This window comes from Pimelobacter sp. 30-1 (assembly GCF_018831735.1).
GTDB lineage: Bacteria > Actinomycetota > Actinomycetes > Propionibacteriales > Nocardioidaceae > Nocardioides.
This window is the reverse complement of record NZ_NHTS01000002.1, coordinates 62,403-81,414: the sequence shown is the minus strand read 5'-3', so window position 1 is coordinate 81,414 and position 19,012 is coordinate 62,403. Positions and strand designations below refer to the sequence as shown.

The window sequence follows — 19,012 nt, the reverse complement described above, 5'->3', positions numbered from 1 at the left end:
CTCGGGGAGGTCAGTGGTTGATCCAGACGGTCTTGAGACCGACGTACTTGTCGAGGGCGTGGAGCGAGAGGTCGCGACCGAAGCCGGAGCCCTTGAACCCGCCGAACGGCGTCCAGGCGCTGAAGGCGTCGACGCCGTTGATGGTCACGGTCCCGGCGTGGATCCGATCGGCCAGGCGGTGCGCCCGGCTGAGGCTTCCGGTGGCCACCGAGGCGGCGAGTCCGTACGCCGTGTCGTTGGCGAGCGCGACGGCCTCGTCCTCGGTGCCGAAGGGGGTGATCGCGAGGACCGGCCCGAAGACCTCCTCGCGGGCGAGCGGGTCGGTCGGCGCGACGTCGTCGAAGACCGTGGGCTGGACGTAGGCGTCGCTGCCGCCACGGGTGATCCGCTCGCCGCCGGTGACCAGGCGGGCGCTGCTCGCGCGGGCGGCGTCGACGTACTCCATGATCCGGTCGGTCTGCTCGGGCGAGACGATCGCGCCCATGCCGGCGGCCGGGTCGAGCGGGTCGCCGGGCGCGTACGCCGCCGCCTCGGCCGCGACGAGCGCGACGAACTCCTCGTGCACCTCGCGCTGGACGAGGACCCGCGAGTGCGCCGAGCAGACGGCGCCCTGGTTGAACCAGATGCCGAAGGCGGTGGCCTTGGCGGTGGCGGCGAGGTCCTCGGCGTCGGCGAACACGACGTGGGGGCTCTTGCCGCCGCACTCGAGCCAGACCTGCTTGAGGTTGGAGCGGCCGGCGTACTGGAGGAAGTAGGCGCCGACCTCGGTCGAGCCGGTGAACGCGAGGACGTCGACGTCGGGGTGCAGGCCGAGTGCCTGGCCGGTGGTCTCCCCCAGGCCGGGCACGACGTTGAGCACGCCCTCGGGGATGCCGGCCTCGACGGCGAGCTCGGCGATCCGCAGCGCCGACGAGGGCGACTGCTCGGCCGGCTTGAGCACGACGCTGTTGCCGGCAGCCATCGCCGGCGCGACCTTCCAGGCGAGCATGTCGACCGGGTAGTTCCACGGCACGACGGCGCCGACGACGCCGAGCGGGACCCGGCGGATCAGCGCGGTGGTGCCGGGCGGGGTGGGCGCGACCTCGTCGTTGATCTTGTCGATCGCCTCGGCGTAGTAGCGGAAGAGGTCGACCGAGAACGGCAGGTCGAGCTCGTGGGCGTCGACCACGCGCTTGCCCATGTCGAGGGAGTCGAGGACGGCGAGCTCGGCCGCGTGGGTGGCGAGCAGGTCGGCGAAGCGCAGCATCCGCTCGCGGCGGAAGGCGGCACCGGCCCGGCTCCAGGTGCCGGCCGCGAACGTCGCCCGGGCACTGCGGACGGCAGCGTCGACGCCGGCGGCACCGGCGTCGGCGACCTCGCCCAGCAGGGCGCCGGTGGCGGGATTGCGGTTCTCGAAGCTGCCCTCGGCGGTGTCGACGAACGCGCCGCCGACGAAGGGGCGGGTCCGGAAGGAGACCTCGGCGGCCTGCCCGATCCAGTCCTGATGTGTGCGCACAAGTGATCCTTTCTTTGCGCTTCGGCGCAAATATGGCCCGGATCACATCGACCTGTCAATGCTCCCGCCGATTTCCGCCCCGGCCGCTACGGTGGGCCCATGGCACGACGCAAGGACCAGGCCGCGCGCCGCGAGCACCTCATCGCGGCGACCCTGACGATCATCGCCACCCACGGCCTCGGCGGCGTCACCATGAAGAACATCGCCGACGAGGCGGGCATCTCGCCACGCCTGGTCGCCTACTACTACCCCGACCTCGAGAGCCTCGTCGAGGCCGCGCACCAGGCCGCCACCGAGCGCTACTACTGGTCGCGCCAGCGCGTGGTCGAGGACGACCTCCCGCCCGTCGACAAGCTCGCCCGCCTCATGCACTCGGGGCTTCCGCGCGGCGAGGACCTCCTCCTCAGCCAGGTGCTCGACGAGATCTCGGTCAACGCCAGCCGCAGCCCGATGCACGCGACGCTGATGACGCTGCTCTTCGACCGCGAGGTCTCGCTCTACACCTCGGTGCTCGAGGCCGGCCGCGCCGTCGGCGTCTTCACGCTCACCGACCCGGCCGACCTGGTCGCGCGCAACTTCGTCGCGCTCGAGGACGCGCTCGGCCTGCACCTGCTCGCCCACAACTCCTCGCTCACCCTGGAGCGCGCCGAGCAGCAGCTCGCGAGCTATGCGTTCGCCACCACCGGGATCCGGGTCGCGCCGACCGCCCCAGTTGCCGCATCGAGCAAAGAATAGGGAAATCTCAGTCGCGCAGGACCCGGCCCACGAAGGCCCGCAGGTTGGTGTCGAGCCGGGCCACCCGCTGCTCGGTGCTCAGGGTCTCGAACATGCCCGGCGAGTCGGTGCTCAGCTTGCCGCGCACAGTCAGCGAGCAGGACAGGTTGGCGCAGACGTAGGTGCCCACCGAGTGGCCCTGCTTGCCGGCCTTGCCCGCCCGCGGCGCCACCCACAGGGCCACGCCGCCCGACTGGACGGTCATGCAGAGCGAGCACATGCTGCGCCGGGCCCCGACCCCCGCCTCGGGCGCGCGCAGGACGGCGCCGACCAGGCGGTCGTCGTACCGGGTGACGAGGTGGCCGCGGGTGCGCGACTGCGGGTCGCGCCAACCGAGGTAGTCCAGGTCGCCCCACGGCCGCTCGGCGAGGTCGCGCGGCACGTGGAGGCGCGCCGCCTCGCCCTTCGAGCAGTTCACGAAGGACGCGCGGATCTCGCGCTCGGTCAGCGGGTTCATGTCCACGACGGTACGTCTGCCTATATGCTTTAGGCAAAACCCGACTATCCTTAGGAAGAGGAGCCGCCGTGCCCCGCGCCGGACTCACCCCCGACCTCGTCACCGCCGCCGCGGCCGACCTCGCCGACCGGATCGGGTACGACGCGCTCACCCTCTCCGCGCTCGCCCGCGAGCTCGGCGTCAAGACCCCCAGCCTCTACGCCCACGTCGCCGGCCTCGACGCCCTGCGCGCCGACCTCACCCGCCTGGCCCTCGACGAGCTCGCCGACCGCGCCGCGACCGCCCTCGCCGGCCGCTCGGGCCGCGACGCCCTCCACGCCTTCGCCGACACCTACCGCACCTACGCCCACACCCACCCGGGCCGGTACGACGCCGCCCGCGCCCCGGTCACCGCGGACTCCCCCGCGCTCGCCGCCGGCCGGCGCAACGCCGAGCTCACCCGCAGCGTGCTGCGCGGCTACGCGCTCGCGCCGTCGTACGAGGTGCACGCGATCCGGCTGCTCGGCAGCGTCGTGCACGGCTTCGCCAGCCTCGAGCTGTCGGGATCCTTCGCGCACAGCGCGCCGCCGAGCGACGCGAGCTGGGTCGCGGTGCTGGACGCCCTGGACGCGACCCTGCAGGGCTGGCCGGCCTAGCGCACGCCCCACGAGTAGGTCTGCTTGCGCAGCTTGAGGTAGACCAGCGCCTCGGTCGACATCACGCCCGGGATGGTGCGGATCCGGCTCGAGATGATCTCGAGCAGGTGCGCGTCGCTCTCGCAGACGACCTCGGCGAGCACGTCGAAGGAGCCGGCGGTGATGACGACGTAGTCGACCTCCTTGACCTCCGCGAGCGCGTCCGCGATGGGCTCGAGCTCGCCGGTGGCGCGGATGCCGATCATCGCCTGGCGGGCGAAGCCGATCTCGGTGGGGTCGGTGACCGCGACGACCTGCATGACGCCGCTGTCGACCAGGCGCTGGACGCGCTGGCGTACGGCGGCCTCGGAGAGGCCCACGGCCTTGCCGATGGCGGCGTAGGAGCGGCGCCCGTCCTCCTGGAGCTCGGCGATGATCGCCTTGGAGACGTCGTCGAGCGGGGTGGACTTCGGCTTGGTCACGGGGCGATCCTCACAGCCCGGAGGGCGCCTGTGCAACATCCATGTACGGATTTCGTTGCAATCAGGTGCATTGCCTTCGGAATCCCTTGTCATGTGATCTGAGTCATGTCACGATGCGACGTCGGCTCCGGGGGGTTCGGAGCCTCTGGGAGGTGGCGAATCGTTGACTGGTCGAATGAGCCGGAGGACCGCGCTGAAGACGGGCGCGGGGGTGGCGTTCGGCGCCGCGAGCCTGGGCGTGCTCCCGCTGTTCGGTACGCCGGACCGCAAGCAGGATCCCGCCAAGTGCCGCACCCGTGACCTCTCCGCGTCCGAGAAGCGGCTGATCGTCTCGAACTGGCCCGGCTACATGGACGAGGACGAGGACGGCAGCCCGTCCACCCTGACCATGTTCCAGGAGCGGACCGGCATCAAGGTCGACTACACCGCCGACGTCAACGACAACCTGGAGTTCTTCGCCAAGGTGGTCAACCAGCTCGGCTCGTGCACCTCCTCCAAGCGTGACCTGTTCATGCTCACCGACTGGATGGCGGCGCGGATGATCCAGGTGGGCTGGATCCAGCCGCTCGACAAGGCCAAGGTCCCCAACCTGCACACCAACCTGATCGACTCGCTCGCGCACGTCGGGTGGGACGAGGACCGCAGCTACTCCGCGCCCTGGCAGAGCGGCCTGACCGGCATCGCCTACAACAAGTCCAAGGTCAAGGAGGTCCGCTCCTTCGACGAGCTGCTGACCCGCCCGGACCTCAAGGGCCGCATCTCGCTGCTCACCGAGATGCGCGACACGATGGGCCTGCTGCTGCTCGCCGAGGGCGCCGACCCGTCGAAGTTCACCGACAGCGAGTGGGACAACGCGATCGACCGGCTGCGCAAGGTACGCCGCGACGGCCAGATCCGCGCCTTCACCGGCAACGAGTACATCCAGGACCTCTCCGCCGGCAACATCCTCGCCTGCGAGGCGTGGTCGGGCGACGTGGCGGCGGCCGAGAACGAGGACCTGGTCTTCGTGGCCCCCGAGGAGGGCCAGATGATCTGGGCCGACAACATGCTGATCCCCAACCTGGCGACCCACCAGGGCAACGCCGAGGAGTGGATCAACTTCTACTACGAGCCGGAGATCGCGGCGAAGCTCGCGTCCTTCGTCTGGTACATCTGCCCCGTCAAGGGCGCCCAGGAGGCGATGGAGAAGATCGATCCGGACCTCGTCGACAACCCGCTGATCTTCCCGACCGAGGAGTCGCTGGCCACCACGCACGCGTTCATGGCCCTCGAGGAGTTCCAGATCCGCGCCTACGAAGGAGATTTCGCCGATGTCATTGGCGGCTGACAGCACGACCGGCAGCGCGCGGAGCCTCCGGCTCACCGCGCTCACCAAGGAGTTCGCGACCTTCACCGCGGTCCGGTCGCTCGACCTCGAGGTCCCGGCCGGCACCTTCTTCGCGCTGCTCGGCCCGTCGGGCTGCGGCAAGACGACGACGCTGCGGATGGTCGCCGGCCTGGACACCCCGACGTCCGGGACGATCCACCTCGGCGAGGACGAGATCACCTACCAGAAGCCCTACCGGCGCCCGGTCAACACGGTCTTCCAGAACTACGCGCTCTTCCCCCACCTCAACATCCACGACAACGTCGCCTTCGGCCTGCGCCGGCGCGGGGTCAAGGACGTCGACCGCCAGGTCGAGGAGATGCTGGCGCTGGTCGAGCTCGAGGCCCAGGCCCGCAAGAAGCCGCCGCAGATGTCGGGCGGCCAGCAGCAGCGGGTCGCGCTCGCCCGGGCGCTCATCAACCGGCCCGAGGTGCTGCTGCTCGACGAGCCGCTCGGCGCCCTCGACCTCAAGCTGCGCCGCGGCATGCAGATCGAGCTCAAGCGGATCCAGACCGAGGTCGGCCTCACCTTCGTGCACGTCACGCACGACCAGGAGGAGGCCATGACGATGGCCGACACCATCGCGGTCATGAACGGTGGTGTGATCGAGCAGATGGGCTCCCCCGCCGAGCTCTACGAGAACCCGCGCACGACCTTCGTCGCCAACTTCCTCGGCCAGACCAACCTGATGCCCGGCAGTGTCGCCAGCGCCGACGGCGACGTCGTCCGCGTCGACATGCACGGCACCCAGGTCTCCATCCCTGCGGAGCGGGCGCACACCCGCGAGGGCAACGGCTGGGTCGGCATCCGTCCCGAGAAGGTGCTCCTCGCCCCCGAGGGCGAGCCGATCGACGCACCCGGCAACCACATGACCGGCGGCGTGATCACCGACGTCAGCTTCGTCGGCGTCAGCACCCAGTACCTCGTCCGGATGCCGTGGGGCCAGGAGCTGATGGCCTTCGAGCAGAACACCGGCCGGCGCGCCGTCCTGGCCCACGGGACCAAGGTCGACGTCTCCTGGCGCCCGGAGTTCGCCTTCCTGCTCCCGTCGACCCAGGACGTCAACGCGGGCGCTGTGGAGGAGGCCTGATGACCGGCCGCAAGCTCACCGGCTACTGGCTGATCCTGCCGGCGGCGCTGTGGCTCGGCCTCTTCTTCGCCATCCCGTTCTACTCGCTGCTCGCCAACAGCCTCTACGACCCCGACGGCTCGGTCCTGACCGGGTACGACGTCAGCTACCGCTTCGCGAACTTCGCCGACGCGATCCGCGCCTCGGGCCCCGAGCTGTGGCGCTCGATCTGGTACGCCGGCCTGGCCACCGCGATCTGCCTGGTGCTGGGCTACCTGCTGGCCTACGCGATCGCGTTCAAGGCCGGCAAGTACCGCAACCTCATGCTGGTGCTGGTGATCGCGCCGTTCTTCACCAGCTTCCTGGTCCGCACGCTGTCGTGGAAGCTGATCCTCGCCGACGACGGCTTCATCGTCGACACGCTGCGCTTCGTCCACATCCTCGGCGAGGACGGCCGGCTGCTCGCGACCCCGGTGGCGGTGATCGCGGGCCTGGTCTACAACTTCCTGCCGTTCATGGTGCTGCCCCTCTACGCCAGCCTCGAGAAGATCGACGGCCGGCTGGTCGAGGCGGCCGGCGACCTCTACGCCTCGCCCCTGCGCGGGTTCTTCAAGGTGACCCTGCCGCTGTCGATGCCCGGCGTCGTCGCCGGCACGCTGCTCACCTTCATCCCGGCGGCCGGCGACTACATCAACGCCCAGCTGCTGGGCAGCCCGAACCAGCGCATGGTCGGCAACGTCATCCAGGACCTCTACACCGACACCGGCGACTACGCCGCGGCCGGCGCCCTGTCGGTCACCCTGATGGTGATCATCGTGGCCGCGGTCCTCGTCTACATCCGCAGGGCCGGAACGGAGGAGCTGCTGTGAACGCCATCCAGCGCGTCGGACGGTGGATCGGCGACCACCTCGTCCTCCTGGGCGGACTGCTCGTCGTCGCCTACATGTTCACGCCGATCGCGGTCGTGATGCTGATGAGCTTCAACGACAGCAGCCACTCGCGCAACGTCTACGCCTTCCGCGGCTTCACCCTCGACAACTGGACCAACGCCTGCGGCCCCGACGGCATGTGCGAGGCAGTTCTCCGCAGCGTCGGCATCGGCCTGGCCGCCACCGTCGCGGCGACGATCCTCGGCACGCTCGCGGCGTTCGCGCTGGTCCGGCACTCGTTCGCGGGCCGCTCGGCGATGAACACCCTGATCTTCCTGCCGATGGCCTCGCCCGAGATCGTGATGGGCTCCTCGCTGCTCGCCCTGTTCGTCTCGACCGGCAACGGCGGACGCCTCGGCGTGGTCACGATCTTCATCGCCCACGTGATGTTCTGCCTGTCGTTCGTCGTGGTGACCGTGAAGGCCCGGCTGGCCGGGCTCGACCGCAACCTGGAGCAGGCGGCGATGGACCTCTACGCCTCCGAGTCGGTGACCTTCTGGAAGGTCACCTTCCCCCTGGTCCTGCCCGGCATCGCGGCCGCCGCGCTGCTCAGCTTCTCGCTGTCGTTCGACGACTTCATCATCACCAACCTCAACGCCGGCCAGACCGTCACCTTCCCGATGTACGTCTGGGGCGTCGCGCAGCGCGGCGTACCGATGCAGGTCAACGTGATCGGCACGATCATGTTCCTGATCTCGCTGCTCATCGTGGTGGGCAACATGCTGGCTTCCCGCCGCAAGCCGGCCGCGGCCTGACCGCCCTCCCCCAGCACGCCGAAACGGCGGCCCGGATCTCGATGATCCGGGCCGCCGTTCGGTGGTGGCGGCGGGCGCCGCTGCAGGTCGCCCGGTGCTACAGCAGGTTCGCCGCCTCGGTGAGGACCGCACGGAGCTTCTGCTCGATCTCGTCGAAGTGCTCCTGGCCGCAGATCAGCGGCGGGGAGAGCTGGATGACCGGGTCGCCGCGGTCGTCGGCCCGGCAGTAGAGACCGGCGTCGTAGAGCGCCTTGGACAGGAAGCCGCGGAGCAGGCGCTCGGACTCGGCCTCGTCGAAGGTCTCCTTGGTCGCCTTGTCCTTGACCAGCTCGATGCCGTAGAAGAAGCCGTCGCCGCGCACGTCGCCGACGATGGGCAGGTCGAGGAGCTTCTCCAGGGTGCCGCGGAAGGCACCCTCGCGCTCGCGCACGCCCTCGTTGATCTTCTCGTCCTCGAAGATCTCGAAGTTCTTGAGCGCCACCGCGGTCGAGACCGGGTGCCCGCCGAAGGTGTAGCCGTGCAGGAACGTCTCGGTGCCGTGGGCGAAGGGCTCGTAGAGCCGGTCGCTGACGACCATCGCGCCCAGCGGGGCGTAGCCGGAGGTGATGCCCTTGGCCGAGGTGATGATGTCGGGCTGGTAGCCGTAGCGCGTGGCGCCGAACATCTCGCCGAGCCGGCCGTAGGCGCAGATGACCTCGTCGGAGACCAGCAGGACGTCGTACTGGTCGCAGATCTCGCGCACCCGCTGGAAGTAGCCCGGCGGCGGCGGGAAGCAGCCGCCCGCGTTCTGGACCGGCTCGAGGAAGACGGCAGCGACGGTGTCGGCGCCCTCGTTCTCGATGGCGATGGCGATCTGGTCGGCGGCCCAGCGGCCGAAAGCCTCGGGGTCGGAGCCGTCGAGGAAGCCGCTGGTGATCTCGGAGGCCCGGTAGGCGTTGGTGTTGGGCACCCGGAAGGTCGAGGGCACGAGCGGCTCGAACGGCGCCTTGAGGCCGGGCAGGCCGGTGATGGAGAGCGCGCCCTGGGTGGTGCCGTGGTAGGCGATGGCGCGGCTGATCACCTTGTGCTTGCCGGGCTTGCCGACGAGCTTGAAGTAGTTCTTGGCGAGCTTCCAGGCCGACTCGACGGCCTCGCCGCCACCGGTGGTGAAGAAGACCCGGTTGAGGTCGCCGGGCGCGTAGCCCGCGATCTTCTCGGCGAGCTCGATGGCGCTGGGGTGGGCGTAGGACCACAGCGGGAAGAACGCCAGCTCGGAGGCCTGCTTCGCGGCGGCCTCGGCGAGCTCGGTACGGCCGTGGCCCAGCTGGCTGACGAACAGCCCGCCGAGCGCGTCGAGGTACTTGCGGCCCTGGGCGTCCCACACGTAGGCACCGTCCCCGCGGACGATGATGGGCACCTCGGCCGTGTCGTACGACGACATGCGGGTGAAGTGCATCCACAGGTGGTCGCGAGCGGACTGCTGGAGGGCGCTGTGCGCGGATTCGGCTGACACCCCACCATCTTGACGGCCGAACGCCGAAACAGCAAGTGAATCCGTGGCATCTCAAAGAGACTGCAACGGATTTCGTTGCGAATAGCCTTCCGCGCAACGGTCTCGCTGACTACCCTCGCGGGATGACCACCCTGCGCAACTTCATCGACGGCTCGTCCGTCGACGCCGCCTCGGGCGCCACGTACGACATCGTCGACCCCGCCACCGGGCAGGCCTACGCCACCGCCCCGGCCAGCGGCCCCGAGGACGTCGACCGCGCCATGCGGGCCGCCGCCACCGCCTTCGAGACCTGGGGCGAGACCACCCCCAAGGAGCGCCAGGAGGCACTGCTGCGCATCGCCCAGGGTCTCGAGGACCGGGCCGAGCAGTTCGTCGAGGCCGAGTGCCGCAACACCGGCAAACCCGTCGGCCTGACCCGCGACGAGGAGCTGCCGCCCAGCGTGGACGAGCTGCGCTTCTTCGCCGGCGCCGCGCGGGTGCTGGAGGGCCGCAGCGCGGGTGAGTACCTCAAGGACCACACCTCGTGGATCCGGCGCGAGCCGATCGGCGTCGTGGGCCAGGTGACGCCGTGGAACTACCCCCTGATGATGGCGATCTGGAAGATCGCCCCCGCCCTGGCCGCCGGCAACACCATCGTCCTCAAGCCCAGCGACACCACGCCCGCCAGCACCGTTCTCCTCGCCGAGCTCGCCGCCGAGCACCTGCCGCCCGGCGTGCTCAACGTCGTGTGCGGCGACCGCACCACGGGCCGCGCCCTGGTCGAGCACCCCACGCCCCAGCTGGTCGCGATCACCGGCTCCGTCCGGGCCGGCAGCGAGGTCGCCGCGGCCGCGGCCCCCGGCCTCAAACGGGTCCACCTCGAGCTCGGCGGCAAGGCGCCGGTCGTCGTCTTCGAGGACGCCGACCTCGCCGCGGCGGCCGAGGCGATCGCGGGCGCCGGCTACTTCAACGCCGGCCAGGACTGCACCGCGGCGACCCGCGTGCTCGTCGCCGACGCCGCCCACGACGACTTCGTCGCCGCGCTGGCCGAGCAGGCCCGGGCCACCCGGACCGGCCTGCCCGACGACCCCGGCATCGCCTTCGGCGCCCTCAACAACCCCGACCAGCTCGCCCGGGTGGCCGGCATGGTCGAGCGGCTGCCCGACCACGCCACGATCGAGGCGGGCGGCGCGCGACCCGTCGTACCGGGGGGCGAGGGGGGCTACTTCTACGACGCCACCGTGGTCTCCGGCCTGCGCCAGACCGACGAGATGGTCCAGGACGAGGTCTTCGGCCCGGTCATCACCGTGCAGCGCTTCGCCGACGAGGCCGAGGCGCTGCGCAACGCGAACGACGTCCGCTACGGCCTGTCCTCCAGCGTCTGGACCAAGGACCACGGCCGGGCGCTGCGGATGTCCAAGCGCCTCGACTTCGGGGTGGTGTGGATCAACACCCACATCCCGTTCGTCTCCGAGATGCCGCACGGCGGCTTCAAGCACTCCGGCTACGGCAAGGACCTGTCGATGTACGGCCTGGAGGACTACACCCGCATCAAGCACGTCATGTCCTACTCCGGGGAGTGAGCAGATGAGGATCCTTCTGGTCGGCGCCGGCGGCGTGGGCGGCGCCTTCGCCGCGATCGCCGCACGCCGCGACTTCTTCGAGGCGATCGTCGTCGCCGACTACGACCTGACACGCGCCGAGAAGGCCGCCGCCGTCGACGCCCGCTACCGCGCCGCCCAGGTCGACGCGTCCTCGGCGGCGTCGGTGACCGCGCTGTGCCGCGAGCACCGGATCACGCACGTGATGAACGCCGTGGACCCGGTCTTCGACATGCCCGTCTTCGAGGGGGCCTTCGCCGCGGGCGCGGACTACCTCGACATGGCGATGTCGCTGTCGAAGCCGCACCCGGCGACGCCGTACGAGACGACGGGGGTCAAGCTCGGCGACGAGCAGTTCGCCGTCGCCGGCGAGTGGGAGGCCGCGGGCCGGCTCGCACTGGTCGGCATGGGCGTGGAGCCCGGGCTCTCCGACGTCTTCGCCCGCTATGCCGCGGACCACCTGTTCTCCGAGATCGACGAGCTCGGCACCCGCGACGGCGCCAACCTCGTGGTCACCGACGACGACGGCAACGAGATCTTCGCGCCGTCGTTCTCGATGTGGACCACGATCGAGGAGTGCCTCAACCCGCCGGTGATCTGGGAGAAGGAGCGCGGCTGGTTCACCACTCCCCCCTTCAGCGAGCCCGAGGTCTTCGACTTCCCCGAGGGCATCGGCCCGGTCGAGTGCGTCAACGTCGAGCACGAGGAGGTGCTCCTCATGCCGCGCTGGGTCGACTGCAAGCGGGCGACCTTCAAGTACGGGCTCGGCTCGGAGTTCATCACCATCCTCCAGGTGCTGCACACCCTCGGCCTCGACCGCACCGACAAGGTGCGGGTCAAGGGCGTCGAGGTCTCCCCGCGCGACGTGGTCGCCGCGGTGCTGCCGGACCCGGCGAGCGTCGGGCCGCGGATGACCGGCAAGACCTGCGCCGGGCTGTGGGTGACCGGCACCGGCAAGGACGGCGCGCCGCGCTCGACGTACCTGTACCACGTGGTGGACAACGCCTGGTCGATGGCGGAGTACGGCCACCAGTGCGTCGTGTGGCAGACCGCGGTCAACCCCGTCGTCGCGCTCGAGCTGCTCGCGACCGGTGTCTGGAAGGGCGCCGGCGTGCTCGGCCCCGAGGCCTTCGACGCGGTGCCTTTCCTCGACCTGCTCACCGCCTACGGATCGCCCTGGGGGCAACGGGAGCAGTGACGGCAGACCACGGACCGCCCGGCGCTGTGGGGGCGCCGGGCGCGTCCACGCCCTAGTCCCCCGCGTGAAGGACCTCCAGCGGCACCGCTGACCCCACGCCGACCCAGATCTCCTCGATCCAGGCGGTGACCACCTCGACGATCGCCTCCCCCGGGTCGAACGCCGTCCCGCCGCCGTACGGCTCCGGCACTTCGGGCTCGAGTCCGTCCTCGGTGTGCACGACGCCGAACAGGTGGCGTACGTCGTCGATCGGCTTGTTGAGCGCGAAGAAGTCGGGCCCCTCGAACCGCACCCAGACGTCGAACGTGCCCTCGCCGTCCTGGTCGGGGAAGACGTCGACGACGATCCCCTGCACCCCGGCGCCGTCCGGGCCGGCGGCCACCTCGGCCACCCGGCGCAGCCGGGCGGTGACATCGGCCGTGCGGGTGTCGAGGATCCGGCGGAGGGCGGGGAGGTAGGCGTCGCGGTCCACGGCGCCACCCTAGGCGGATCGCTCCAGGGCTGTACCTGATCAGGTACCTTGGACACATGAATGCGGCCCGCGTCGTGCGCCGGATCCTGGAGGAGTCCGGGATGGCGAAGTCGCGCCTCGCCGCCGAAGCGGGGGTCAGCCGATCCCAGCTCGACCGCTACCTCTCCGGTCGCACCCAGCCGGCGTTCGAGCAGGTCGCGCGCCTGGCCCGGGCCGCGGGGCTCGACCTCGACGTGCACCTGCGGCCCCAGCCGAAGCCGTTCCCCGAGGACCTGCTCCTCGTCCTGGAGTTCGGCGAGACCTTCGCCGCCAAGCCCGCCGGCCCCCTGGTGAACCTCGGTCCGGTGTGGCGCGAGGCCGCCCGGCGGCGCGGCACGCTCCCCGCCCATGCCTGAGGCCGCGCGCACGGGACGCTACGAGCCGCTGCTGATGCGCCGGCTCGTCGCCGTCCACGAGGCGCTGACCCGGGCCGGGTTCGCCTATGCCCTCGGCGGAGCACTCGCGCTGGCGGTGCACGCACGAGAGCCCCGCTTCACCAAGGACATCGACCTCAACATCCTTGCTGACCCGGCTCACCCGGAACCGCTGCTGGCGTGCCTCCCCGACGAGATCGTGGTGCCGGCGACCGCCGCCCCGGCGATCCGCCGCGACCAGCAGGTGCGCCTGATCTGGCCCGATCCCGAGACGCCGGTCGACCTGTTCTTCCCGGCGGACCCGGAGTTCCACCAGCAGGTGACCGACCGGGCGACGTCGTTCCGGTTCGGGTCCGCCGACATCCCGGTGATGACCGCGACCGACCTCATGGTCTTCAAGATGCTGTTCAACCGCACCAAGGACTGGGCCGACATCGAGAGCCTGCTCGAGGTCCACGCAGGTGACCCCGACGAGGCCGCGGAGTGGATCGAGCGCTTCCTCGGCCCCGACGCGCCTCAGCTCGATCGGCTCGAGCGGACGCGCGCGGAGGTCGCCGCTCGGCCGCCCCTGGCAGACTGACCGTCATGAGGCTCAGCGCACGCAACCAGATCCGCGGCACCGTCACCCACGTCGAGGTCGGCGCCGTCACCACCACCGTCAAGGTCCAGCTCGGCGGGGGCGACACGGTCACCTCGTCGATCACCCGGGAGGCGGCCGAGGAGCTCGGCATCGCGGTCGGCTCGGAGGTCACCATCGTGGTCAAGGCGAGCGACGTCCTGCTCGCCGTCGACTGAACCCACCACGACGAGCGGGGACCAGCACCCCTAGCTCGGCGCGGCGGCCTCCGCTGCGAGGACCTGGGCGCTGATCAGGTCCACCAACCGCCCCCACAGCCCCGGTACGGCGAGCGAGTGCCCCAGCTCGGCCATCTCGACCAGGTCCGCGCCGGGGATGCTCGCCGCGATCGCGCGCCCGCCGGAGATGTCGATCAGCCGGTCGGCGTGGCCGTGGATGACCAGGGTCGGGGCCTGCACGGTGGCGAGCTCGGCGGTGCGGTCGCCGTCGGCGACGAAGGCGGCGTAGTGGTAGGCCTTGGCGTCCGGGTGGTACGCCCGCTCGTACGACGCCGCGGTCAGCCGCCGCAGCAGGTCCTCGTCGACGAAGGGCCCGCCGCAGACGCGGGCGAACTCCAGGGCGTTGGCCGTGACGGCGTCCAGGGTGCCGTCGGTGGGGCGCATGATCGGGTCGATCGCCTCGGGGGTGCTGCCGCCGACGTCGGGGCTGCCGGTCGAGGTCATGATCGGGATCAGGCTGGCGACCCGGTCGGGCCGGTCGATGGCGAGGCGCTGGACCACCATGCCGCCGAAGGAGATGCCCGCGGCGTGGGCCCGCTCGATGCCGAGGACGTCCATCAGACCGACCATGTCGGCCGCCAGGTCCCGCAGCCCGTACGGCGCGGCCGCGTCCAGGCTCCCGTCCGGCAGGGGCCGGGGCGGTGGCGTGGGGGTCCGGGTCGCGAAGCCGGTGTCGCGCAGGTCGAAGCGGACCACGCGCAGGCCTTGGGCGGCGAGCTGCTCGCAGAGCTCGGTCGGCCACCCGAGCAGGTGGCCGCCGATGCCGGAGACCAGCACCAGCGCCGGTGCACCGGGGTCGCCGATCTCGTCGTAGCGGGTCTGGCGGCCGCCGAAGGCGGCGACGCAGGTCATCGCTGCTCCACGACGTCGCCGCGGCGCCGCAGGCTCAGGCCGCGCAGCGTCCCCTCGTCCTGCCAGTCGCGCAGCAGGTGGACGTAGCCCAGGCCGCGCTCGCCGTAGAGCACCTTGAAGACGCCGCGCGGGTGCAGCGGATCGCCCTCGTTGGTCAGCAGACCGGGCGTGCACTCGGTGAGGAAGCGCAGCTGGAGCTGGGCGGCGGGCGTGCTCTGGGACTCGGCCAGCAGGCGGGCCCACTCGTCCTCGGCCTCGGGGGTCGGCTCGACCGCGACGATGCCGTCGTCGAGGCAGCGACGGATGACGTGGGCGACGTACTGGGCCTGCTTGCCGTTGCCGTGCAGGAAGTTCGAGCCCAGGCCGTTGCCGATGGCGGCCATCTGGAAGTAGTTCGGCAGACCGTGGACCTGGATGCCGAACCAGGTCCGGTACTCCTCGGCCCACCGGTCCTCGAGCGACATGCCGTCGCGGCCCACGATCGGGTAGCCGGCGAGCTTGAAGAGCTCGGGCTGGCCGGCCTGGAAGCCCGCGGCGTAGATGATCAGGTCGACCGGGTACTCCGTGCCGTCGACCACCACGCCGGTCGCGGTGACCCGCTCGACGCCGCGGCCGCCGGTGTCGACGAGGGTGACGTTGGCGCGGTTGAAGGTGCGCAGGTAGTCGTCGTTCCAGGTGGGGCGCTTGCACCACAGGTCGTAGTAGGGCTTGAGCGCCTGCGCGGTGTCCGGGTCGTCGACCTCCTCGTCGCAGCGCGCTCGGACCCGCTCCATGTACATCATGTTGGCGAGCTTCAGGACCGTGTAGTCGCTGAGCTCGACCCCGGCCTGGCGCGCCCGCTCGCGCAGGTCGGCGGCGAAGTCGGCCCGGTCCCGGGCCTGGTCGGCGAAGCCGTCGTCGTAGATCTCCTCGGCCGGGGTGCCGTTGGCGCCGACGATGACGGCCATGTCGTTCATCCGGGCGTCCTGCCAGCCCGGCGGCAGGCTCGCCCACCACTCGGGGTCGGTGGCGGTGTTGTTGCGGGCCTCGACGCCGGAGGGCGTGCGCTGGATGACGTAGAGGTGCCCGGCGCTGCGCCCGAGCGCCGGGATCGCCTGGAGCGCGCTCGGCCCGGTGCCGACGATGGCGACCCGCTTGTCGGCCAGGTTCACCAGGTCGCCGTCGATGTCGCCGCCGGTGTAGCCGTAGTCCCAGCGCTGGCACAGGAACGAGTGCCCCGCGAAGTCGGCGAGCCCCGGCACGCGCGGCAGCTTGGGGCTGACGGTGTCGCCGCCGGCCACGAGCACGAACCGCGCGGTGATCCGGTCGCCGTGATCGGTCGTGACCAGCCAGGTCGCGCTCGGCTCGTCCCAGAACATCCCGGTCACCAGGGTGCTCATGAGCAGGCTCTCACCGAGCGCGAAGTGCTCGGTGATCCGGCGGGCGTAGCGCTGGATCTCGACCGCGTCGACATAGCGCTTGCTGGGCATGTAGCCGGTCTCCTCGAGCAGCGGCAGGTAGCAGTACGACTCGGAGTCGCACGCCGCGCCCGGGTAGCGGTTCCAGTACCAGTTGCCCCCGACGTCGCCGGCGCGGTCGATGATCCGCAGGTCCCGTACGCCGGCCTCCCGCAGCCGGGCTGCGGCCTGGAGCCCGCCGAAGCCGGCCCCGACGATGACGACGTCGACCGTCTCGGTCCGGGCGGCCCGCTCGGGGCGCGCGGTGTAAGGGTCGTCGAGGTAGCCGCTCAGGTCGCCCTCGGGCCGGAGGTACTGCGCGCCGCGGTCGCGGCGCAGGCGCTTGCCGCGCTCGTCGTCGTAGCGCTCCTGGAGCGCGACCGGGTCGAAGTCGAGACCCAGCTGCTCCTGCAGCCCGGCGTACGGGCTGGTCTGCGTCACCTGCATGTCCACGGTGGGTTCTGCTCCTGTCGCTGGGATCACTGGTCGGTGAGGTCGCGGTAGCCGAGGGAGATCTCGGGGCGCATGACCTTGATGAACTCGGCCTTCTGGGTCTTCCCGTTCCACCGGTTCAGCGCCGTCGCGGTCACCGGGTAGGGCTTGTCGGGGAAGTCGATCGCGATCTCGTCACCGACCCGGTAGATCGTGTCGAGGTCCTCGGGCGTGCGGAACCGGTGCATCGCGTCGATGAGCTCCTGGTGGGTCAGCTCGGGCAGGTCGCCCAGGGTGGTCGCGGTGAGCTGGAGGGTCACCCAGCCCGTGCGCAGGGACTCGATGCCGACCTGCTTGACCGCGGCCTCGTCCTTGGCGGCCCACTTGAGGTAGAGCCTCATCGCCGGCGTCTTCTCCTCGATGCCGATCATGTTCTCGTTGTGGTAGAGCCCGTCCTGGACCTCGACGGGGAGCGGCTTGACGAAGAGCGCACCGAAGTTGGCGACATAGCGGATCCGCGGCTTCCACCCGGTGTCGCCGATCCGCTGCAGGGCGAGGGTCTGCACGGCGCCGCCGGAGCCGAGGTAGAGGAAGACATCGGCCTTGCTGGCGGCCAGCGTGGTCGCCTCGGAGCTCAGGTCGGCGGCGGTCGTCTCGAACAGGACGCGCTCGACGACCTCGACGTCGCTGCCCTTGATGCCCTCGGTGAAGCCGGCCTCGAGCACGGCGCCCGAGTCGTCGTTCTGCTCCAGGATGGCGACGGTCGCGCCGGGCAGCTCCTCCTTGACGACGCGGGCGATGTTGGCGCCCTCGGCGTAGGAGTTGGCGAGGATGCCGCCGGTCTGCCAGGGGTACTTCGGGTTGCCGATCTCGGGGGCACCGGTCATCGGCCAGATGCTGGGCAGGCAGGCCTTGGCCAGCGGCGCACGGATGGCGAGGTTGCTGGCCGTGCCCCAGACGGTGACGAGCGCGAAGACCTTGTCCTCGTTGATCAGCTTGTTGACGTTGGCCAGCGCCCGCGAGGGCACCCCGCCGTCGTCGTGGATCACCAGCTCGATCGTGCGGCTCTTGCCGTCGGAGCCCTCGATACCGCCGGTGCTGTTGACGTAGGCGGCGTACGCCTTCATGCCGGCCGCCGTCGCGATGCCGCCGCCGGCGGCCTGGCCGGACAGGGGCATGCTGCTGCCCAGCGTGATCGTGGAGTCGGTGATCCCCTGGTCGGGGCGGGTCAGGCAGTCCCCGCTCGCGCCGCCGCCGCCGAGCGTGGCGCCACCGCAGGCGGAGAGCGTGAGCGCGGAGGTGAGCACCAGGCTCGCCGCGACGCGCACGGAGGTCATTGGTCGCATGTGCTTCCTATCGTTGGGCGGGGTCGGTGGTCGGGCTCGGTGGGACCGAGGAGAGGCTGCGCCGCACGGGGCCTCGGCCGAGCAGGCCCGCGACGCCCTGGGGCATGAAGTAGAGGACGAGGATCACGACGACCCCGAGCAGGGCGGGCGTGAGCAGGGAGTCCACGCCGGCCGAGGAGATCCAGTCCTCGGCGTAGGTCAGGAAGGCCGCGCCGAGCACCGGTCCCCACAGCCGTCCCTTGCCGCCGATCACCAGGGCCAGGAGCAGGTTGATCGAGAGCAGCGTGGTGAAGTCGGCCGGGCTCACGTAGCCGTTCATCACGACGAACATCCAGCCGGCGACGCCGGAGATCGCCGCGCTCACGCCGTAGGCCACGACCTTGACGCGGGCGACCGGTACGCCGACCGTGGCCGCCGCGACCTCCTTGTCCTGCACCCCGATCAGCGAGCGCCCCAGGCGCGAGACGCTCATGTTGGCGAAGCACCACAGCGCCAGGGCGAGGATGATCAGCAGCACCCAGTAGCCCGACGCGAGCGCCGAGCCCGAGAGGAGCACCGGCATCGGCTGCTCGACCGTGAGGCCGGCACTCCCGGCGGTGAGGCCGCTGTACTTGATGACGATCTGCGGGAAGACGATCGAGAGCCCGAGGGTGACCATCGCCAGGTACATGCCCTTGATCCGCAGCGCCGGCAGGCCGCAGACGAGGCCGACCGCACCGGCCACGACGGCCGCCAGGACGAGCGCCGTCGCGTAGTGGTGCCCGGCGTTGACGGTCAGGACGGCGGTGTAGGCACCGATGCCGAGGAAGGCGCCGTGGCCGACCGAGATCTGGCCGGTCATCCCGGTCAGGACGTTGAGGCCGATCAGGGCGACCGCGAGGACGAAGACCTTCTGGAGCTGCCCCAGGCCGACCGGTCCGGTGACGAAGGGGGCCGCGGCCAGCGCGACGAGGACGAGCACTCCGGCGACGGAGCCCTTGCGTGCGGTCATGGCG

General features: G+C 70.9%; 20 protein-coding genes. 11 read left to right on the top strand and 9 right to left on the bottom strand.

The genetic code is table 11. The annotated features are described in order from the left end of the window. Positions 1-10 precede the first annotated feature (10 nt). On the bottom strand, positions 11-1,495 hold the full coding sequence (locus tag CCO04_RS04825; protein WP_215812987.1) for an aldehyde dehydrogenase family protein: 1,485 nt from the start codon (positions 1,493-1,495) through the stop codon (positions 11-13). Positions 1,496-1,594: 99 nt separating this feature from the next. On the opposite strand from CCO04_RS04825, the gene CCO04_RS04820 reads away from it, so the two are divergent. Then, positions 1,595-2,230, top strand: coding sequence for a TetR/AcrR family transcriptional regulator (locus tag CCO04_RS04820; protein WP_215812986.1), 636 nt, complete (start codon positions 1,595-1,597; stop codon positions 2,228-2,230). 7 nt (positions 2,231-2,237) lie between these two features. Here CCO04_RS04820 and CCO04_RS04815 read toward each other — a convergent pair whose 3' ends face one another. Next, complete coding sequence (locus tag CCO04_RS04815) at positions 2,238-2,726, bottom strand: FBP domain-containing protein (protein ID WP_215812985.1); 489 nt, start codon at positions 2,724-2,726, stop codon at positions 2,238-2,240. Between the two features lie 68 nt (positions 2,727-2,794). On the opposite strand from CCO04_RS04815, the gene CCO04_RS04810 reads away from it, so the two are divergent. Continuing rightward, positions 2,795-3,361 (top strand): TetR/AcrR family transcriptional regulator, encoded by a 567-nt coding sequence (locus tag CCO04_RS04810; RefSeq protein ID WP_215812984.1) that lies wholly within the window; start codon positions 2,795-2,797, stop codon positions 3,359-3,361. Here CCO04_RS04810 and CCO04_RS04805 read toward each other — a convergent pair. Beyond that, positions 3,358-3,822 carry an Lrp/AsnC family transcriptional regulator gene (locus tag CCO04_RS04805; protein WP_308281128.1) on the bottom strand — a complete coding sequence of 155 codons (465 nt, stop codon included), beginning with the start codon at positions 3,820-3,822 and terminating at the stop codon, positions 3,358-3,360. The genes CCO04_RS04810 and CCO04_RS04805 overlap by 4 nt on opposite strands. Positions 3,823-3,997: 175 nt before the next feature. Here CCO04_RS04805 and CCO04_RS04800 point away from each other — a divergent pair, with 175 nt between their 5' ends. From CCO04_RS04800 to CCO04_RS04785, 4 genes are read left to right on the top strand one after another with little or no spacing between them, the layout of a single operon-like run. Then, complete coding sequence (locus tag CCO04_RS04800; protein ID WP_215812982.1) at positions 3,998-5,149, top strand: PotD/PotF family extracellular solute-binding protein; 1,152 nt, start codon at positions 3,998-4,000, stop codon at positions 5,147-5,149. Beyond that, complete coding sequence (locus CCO04_RS04795; protein WP_215812981.1) at positions 5,133-6,278, top strand: ABC transporter ATP-binding protein; 1,146 nt, start codon at positions 5,133-5,135, stop codon at positions 6,276-6,278. Before CCO04_RS04800 ends, CCO04_RS04795 begins: the two co-directional genes overlap by 17 nt. Next, the gene (locus CCO04_RS04790; RefSeq protein WP_215812980.1) at positions 6,278-7,126 is read left to right on the top strand and encodes an ABC transporter permease; all 849 of its coding nucleotides are present in this window, start codon (positions 6,278-6,280) and stop codon (positions 7,124-7,126) included. Before CCO04_RS04795 ends, CCO04_RS04790 begins: the two co-directional genes overlap by 1 nt. Next, positions 7,123-7,941: an ABC transporter permease gene (locus tag CCO04_RS04785; protein WP_257751487.1), complete on the top strand. Its 819-nt coding sequence runs from the start codon at positions 7,123-7,125 to the stop codon at positions 7,939-7,941. Before CCO04_RS04790 ends, CCO04_RS04785 begins: the two co-directional genes overlap by 4 nt. A gap of 97 nt (positions 7,942-8,038) precedes the next feature. On the opposite strand, the gene CCO04_RS04780 is transcribed toward CCO04_RS04785, so the two are convergent. Continuing rightward, positions 8,039-9,433 carry an aspartate aminotransferase family protein gene (locus tag CCO04_RS04780; protein ID WP_215812979.1) on the bottom strand — a complete coding sequence of 465 codons (1,395 nt, stop codon included), beginning with the start codon at positions 9,431-9,433 and terminating at the stop codon, positions 8,039-8,041. Between the two features lie 122 nt (positions 9,434-9,555). Here CCO04_RS04780 and CCO04_RS04775 point away from each other — a divergent pair, with 122 nt between their 5' ends. Continuing rightward, entirely contained in the window at positions 9,556-10,995 is a 1,440-nt protein-coding gene (locus CCO04_RS04775; RefSeq protein ID WP_215812978.1) for an aminobutyraldehyde dehydrogenase, read from the top strand. 4 nt (positions 10,996-10,999) lie between these two features. Further along, on the top strand, positions 11,000-12,211 hold the full coding sequence (locus CCO04_RS04770) for a saccharopine dehydrogenase family protein (protein ID WP_215812977.1): 1,212 nt from the start codon (positions 11,000-11,002) through the stop codon (positions 12,209-12,211). A gap of 52 nt (positions 12,212-12,263) precedes the next feature. Here the strand turns inward: CCO04_RS04770 and CCO04_RS04765 are convergent, their stop codons facing one another. Further along, the gene (locus CCO04_RS04765; protein WP_215812976.1) at positions 12,264-12,683 is read right to left on the bottom strand and encodes a DUF6389 family protein; all 420 of its coding nucleotides are present in this window, start codon (positions 12,681-12,683) and stop codon (positions 12,264-12,266) included. A 56-nt stretch (positions 12,684-12,739) separates the two neighbouring features. Here CCO04_RS04765 and CCO04_RS04760 point away from each other — a divergent pair, with 56 nt between their 5' ends. From CCO04_RS04760 to CCO04_RS04750, 3 genes are read left to right on the top strand one after another with little or no spacing between them, the layout of a single operon-like run. After that, positions 12,740-13,078, top strand: a complete 339-nt coding sequence (locus CCO04_RS04760) for a helix-turn-helix transcriptional regulator (RefSeq protein WP_215812975.1) — start codon at positions 12,740-12,742, stop codon at positions 13,076-13,078. Beyond that, complete coding sequence (locus tag CCO04_RS04755; RefSeq protein WP_215812974.1) at positions 13,071-13,676, top strand: nucleotidyl transferase AbiEii/AbiGii toxin family protein; 606 nt, start codon at positions 13,071-13,073, stop codon at positions 13,674-13,676. Before CCO04_RS04760 ends, CCO04_RS04755 begins: the two co-directional genes overlap by 8 nt. Before the next feature lie 5 nt (positions 13,677-13,681). After that, on the top strand, positions 13,682-13,891 hold the full coding sequence (locus CCO04_RS04750) for a molybdopterin-binding protein (RefSeq protein WP_215812973.1): 210 nt from the start codon (positions 13,682-13,684) through the stop codon (positions 13,889-13,891). 30 nt (positions 13,892-13,921) lie between these two features. On the opposite strand, the gene CCO04_RS04745 is transcribed toward CCO04_RS04750, so the two are convergent. The 4 genes from CCO04_RS04745 to CCO04_RS04730 are packed head-to-tail and all read right to left on the bottom strand — an operon-like array spanning position 13,922 to position 19,008. Beyond that, positions 13,922-14,803, bottom strand: a complete 882-nt coding sequence (locus tag CCO04_RS04745; RefSeq protein WP_215812972.1) for an alpha/beta fold hydrolase — start codon at positions 14,801-14,803, stop codon at positions 13,922-13,924. Then, positions 14,800-16,680 (bottom strand): NAD(P)/FAD-dependent oxidoreductase, encoded by a 1,881-nt coding sequence (locus tag CCO04_RS04740; RefSeq protein WP_215812971.1) that lies wholly within the window; start codon positions 16,678-16,680, stop codon positions 14,800-14,802. The genes CCO04_RS04745 and CCO04_RS04740 overlap by 4 nt, the downstream gene beginning before the upstream one ends. Positions 16,681-16,718: 38 nt before the next feature. Beyond that, the gene (locus tag CCO04_RS04735; RefSeq protein ID WP_215812970.1) at positions 16,719-18,008 is read right to left on the bottom strand and encodes an ABC transporter substrate-binding protein; all 1,290 of its coding nucleotides are present in this window, start codon (positions 18,006-18,008) and stop codon (positions 16,719-16,721) included. A 16-nt stretch (positions 18,009-18,024) separates the two neighbouring features. Further along, complete coding sequence (locus CCO04_RS04730) at positions 18,025-19,008, bottom strand: branched-chain amino acid ABC transporter permease (RefSeq protein WP_215812969.1); 984 nt, start codon at positions 19,006-19,008, stop codon at positions 18,025-18,027. Positions 19,009-19,012 lie beyond the last annotated feature (4 nt).

Coding starts and splice junctions, on each gene's coding strand:
- CCO04_RS04820 (WP_215812986.1), top strand. CDS start 1,595: ATGGCACGACGCAAGGACCAGGCCGCGCGCCGCGAGCACCTCATCGCG.
- CCO04_RS04815 (WP_215812985.1), bottom strand. CDS start 2,726: ATGAACCCGCTGACCGAGCGCGAGATCCGCGCGTCCTTCGTGAACTGC.
- CCO04_RS04800 (WP_215812982.1), top strand. CDS start 3,998: ATGAGCCGGAGGACCGCGCTGAAGACGGGCGCGGGGGTGGCGTTCGGC.
- CCO04_RS04795 (WP_215812981.1), top strand. CDS start 5,133: ATGTCATTGGCGGCTGACAGCACGACCGGCAGCGCGCGGAGCCTCCGG.
- CCO04_RS04790 (WP_215812980.1), top strand. CDS start 6,278: ATGACCGGCCGCAAGCTCACCGGCTACTGGCTGATCCTGCCGGCGGCG.
- CCO04_RS04775 (WP_215812978.1), top strand. CDS start 9,556: ATGACCACCCTGCGCAACTTCATCGACGGCTCGTCCGTCGACGCCGCC.
- CCO04_RS04770 (WP_215812977.1), top strand. CDS start 11,000: ATGAGGATCCTTCTGGTCGGCGCCGGCGGCGTGGGCGGCGCCTTCGCC.
- CCO04_RS04760 (WP_215812975.1), top strand. CDS start 12,740: ATGAATGCGGCCCGCGTCGTGCGCCGGATCCTGGAGGAGTCCGGGATG.
- CCO04_RS04755 (WP_215812974.1), top strand. CDS start 13,071: ATGCCTGAGGCCGCGCGCACGGGACGCTACGAGCCGCTGCTGATGCGC.
- CCO04_RS04750 (WP_215812973.1), top strand. CDS start 13,682: ATGAGGCTCAGCGCACGCAACCAGATCCGCGGCACCGTCACCCACGTC.
- CCO04_RS04745 (WP_215812972.1), bottom strand. CDS start 14,803: ATGACCTGCGTCGCCGCCTTCGGCGGCCGCCAGACCCGCTACGACGAG.
- CCO04_RS04735 (WP_215812970.1), bottom strand. CDS start 18,008: ATGACCTCCGTGCGCGTCGCGGCGAGCCTGGTGCTCACCTCCGCGCTC.
- CCO04_RS04730 (WP_215812969.1), bottom strand. CDS start 19,008: ATGACCGCACGCAAGGGCTCCGTCGCCGGAGTGCTCGTCCTCGTCGCG.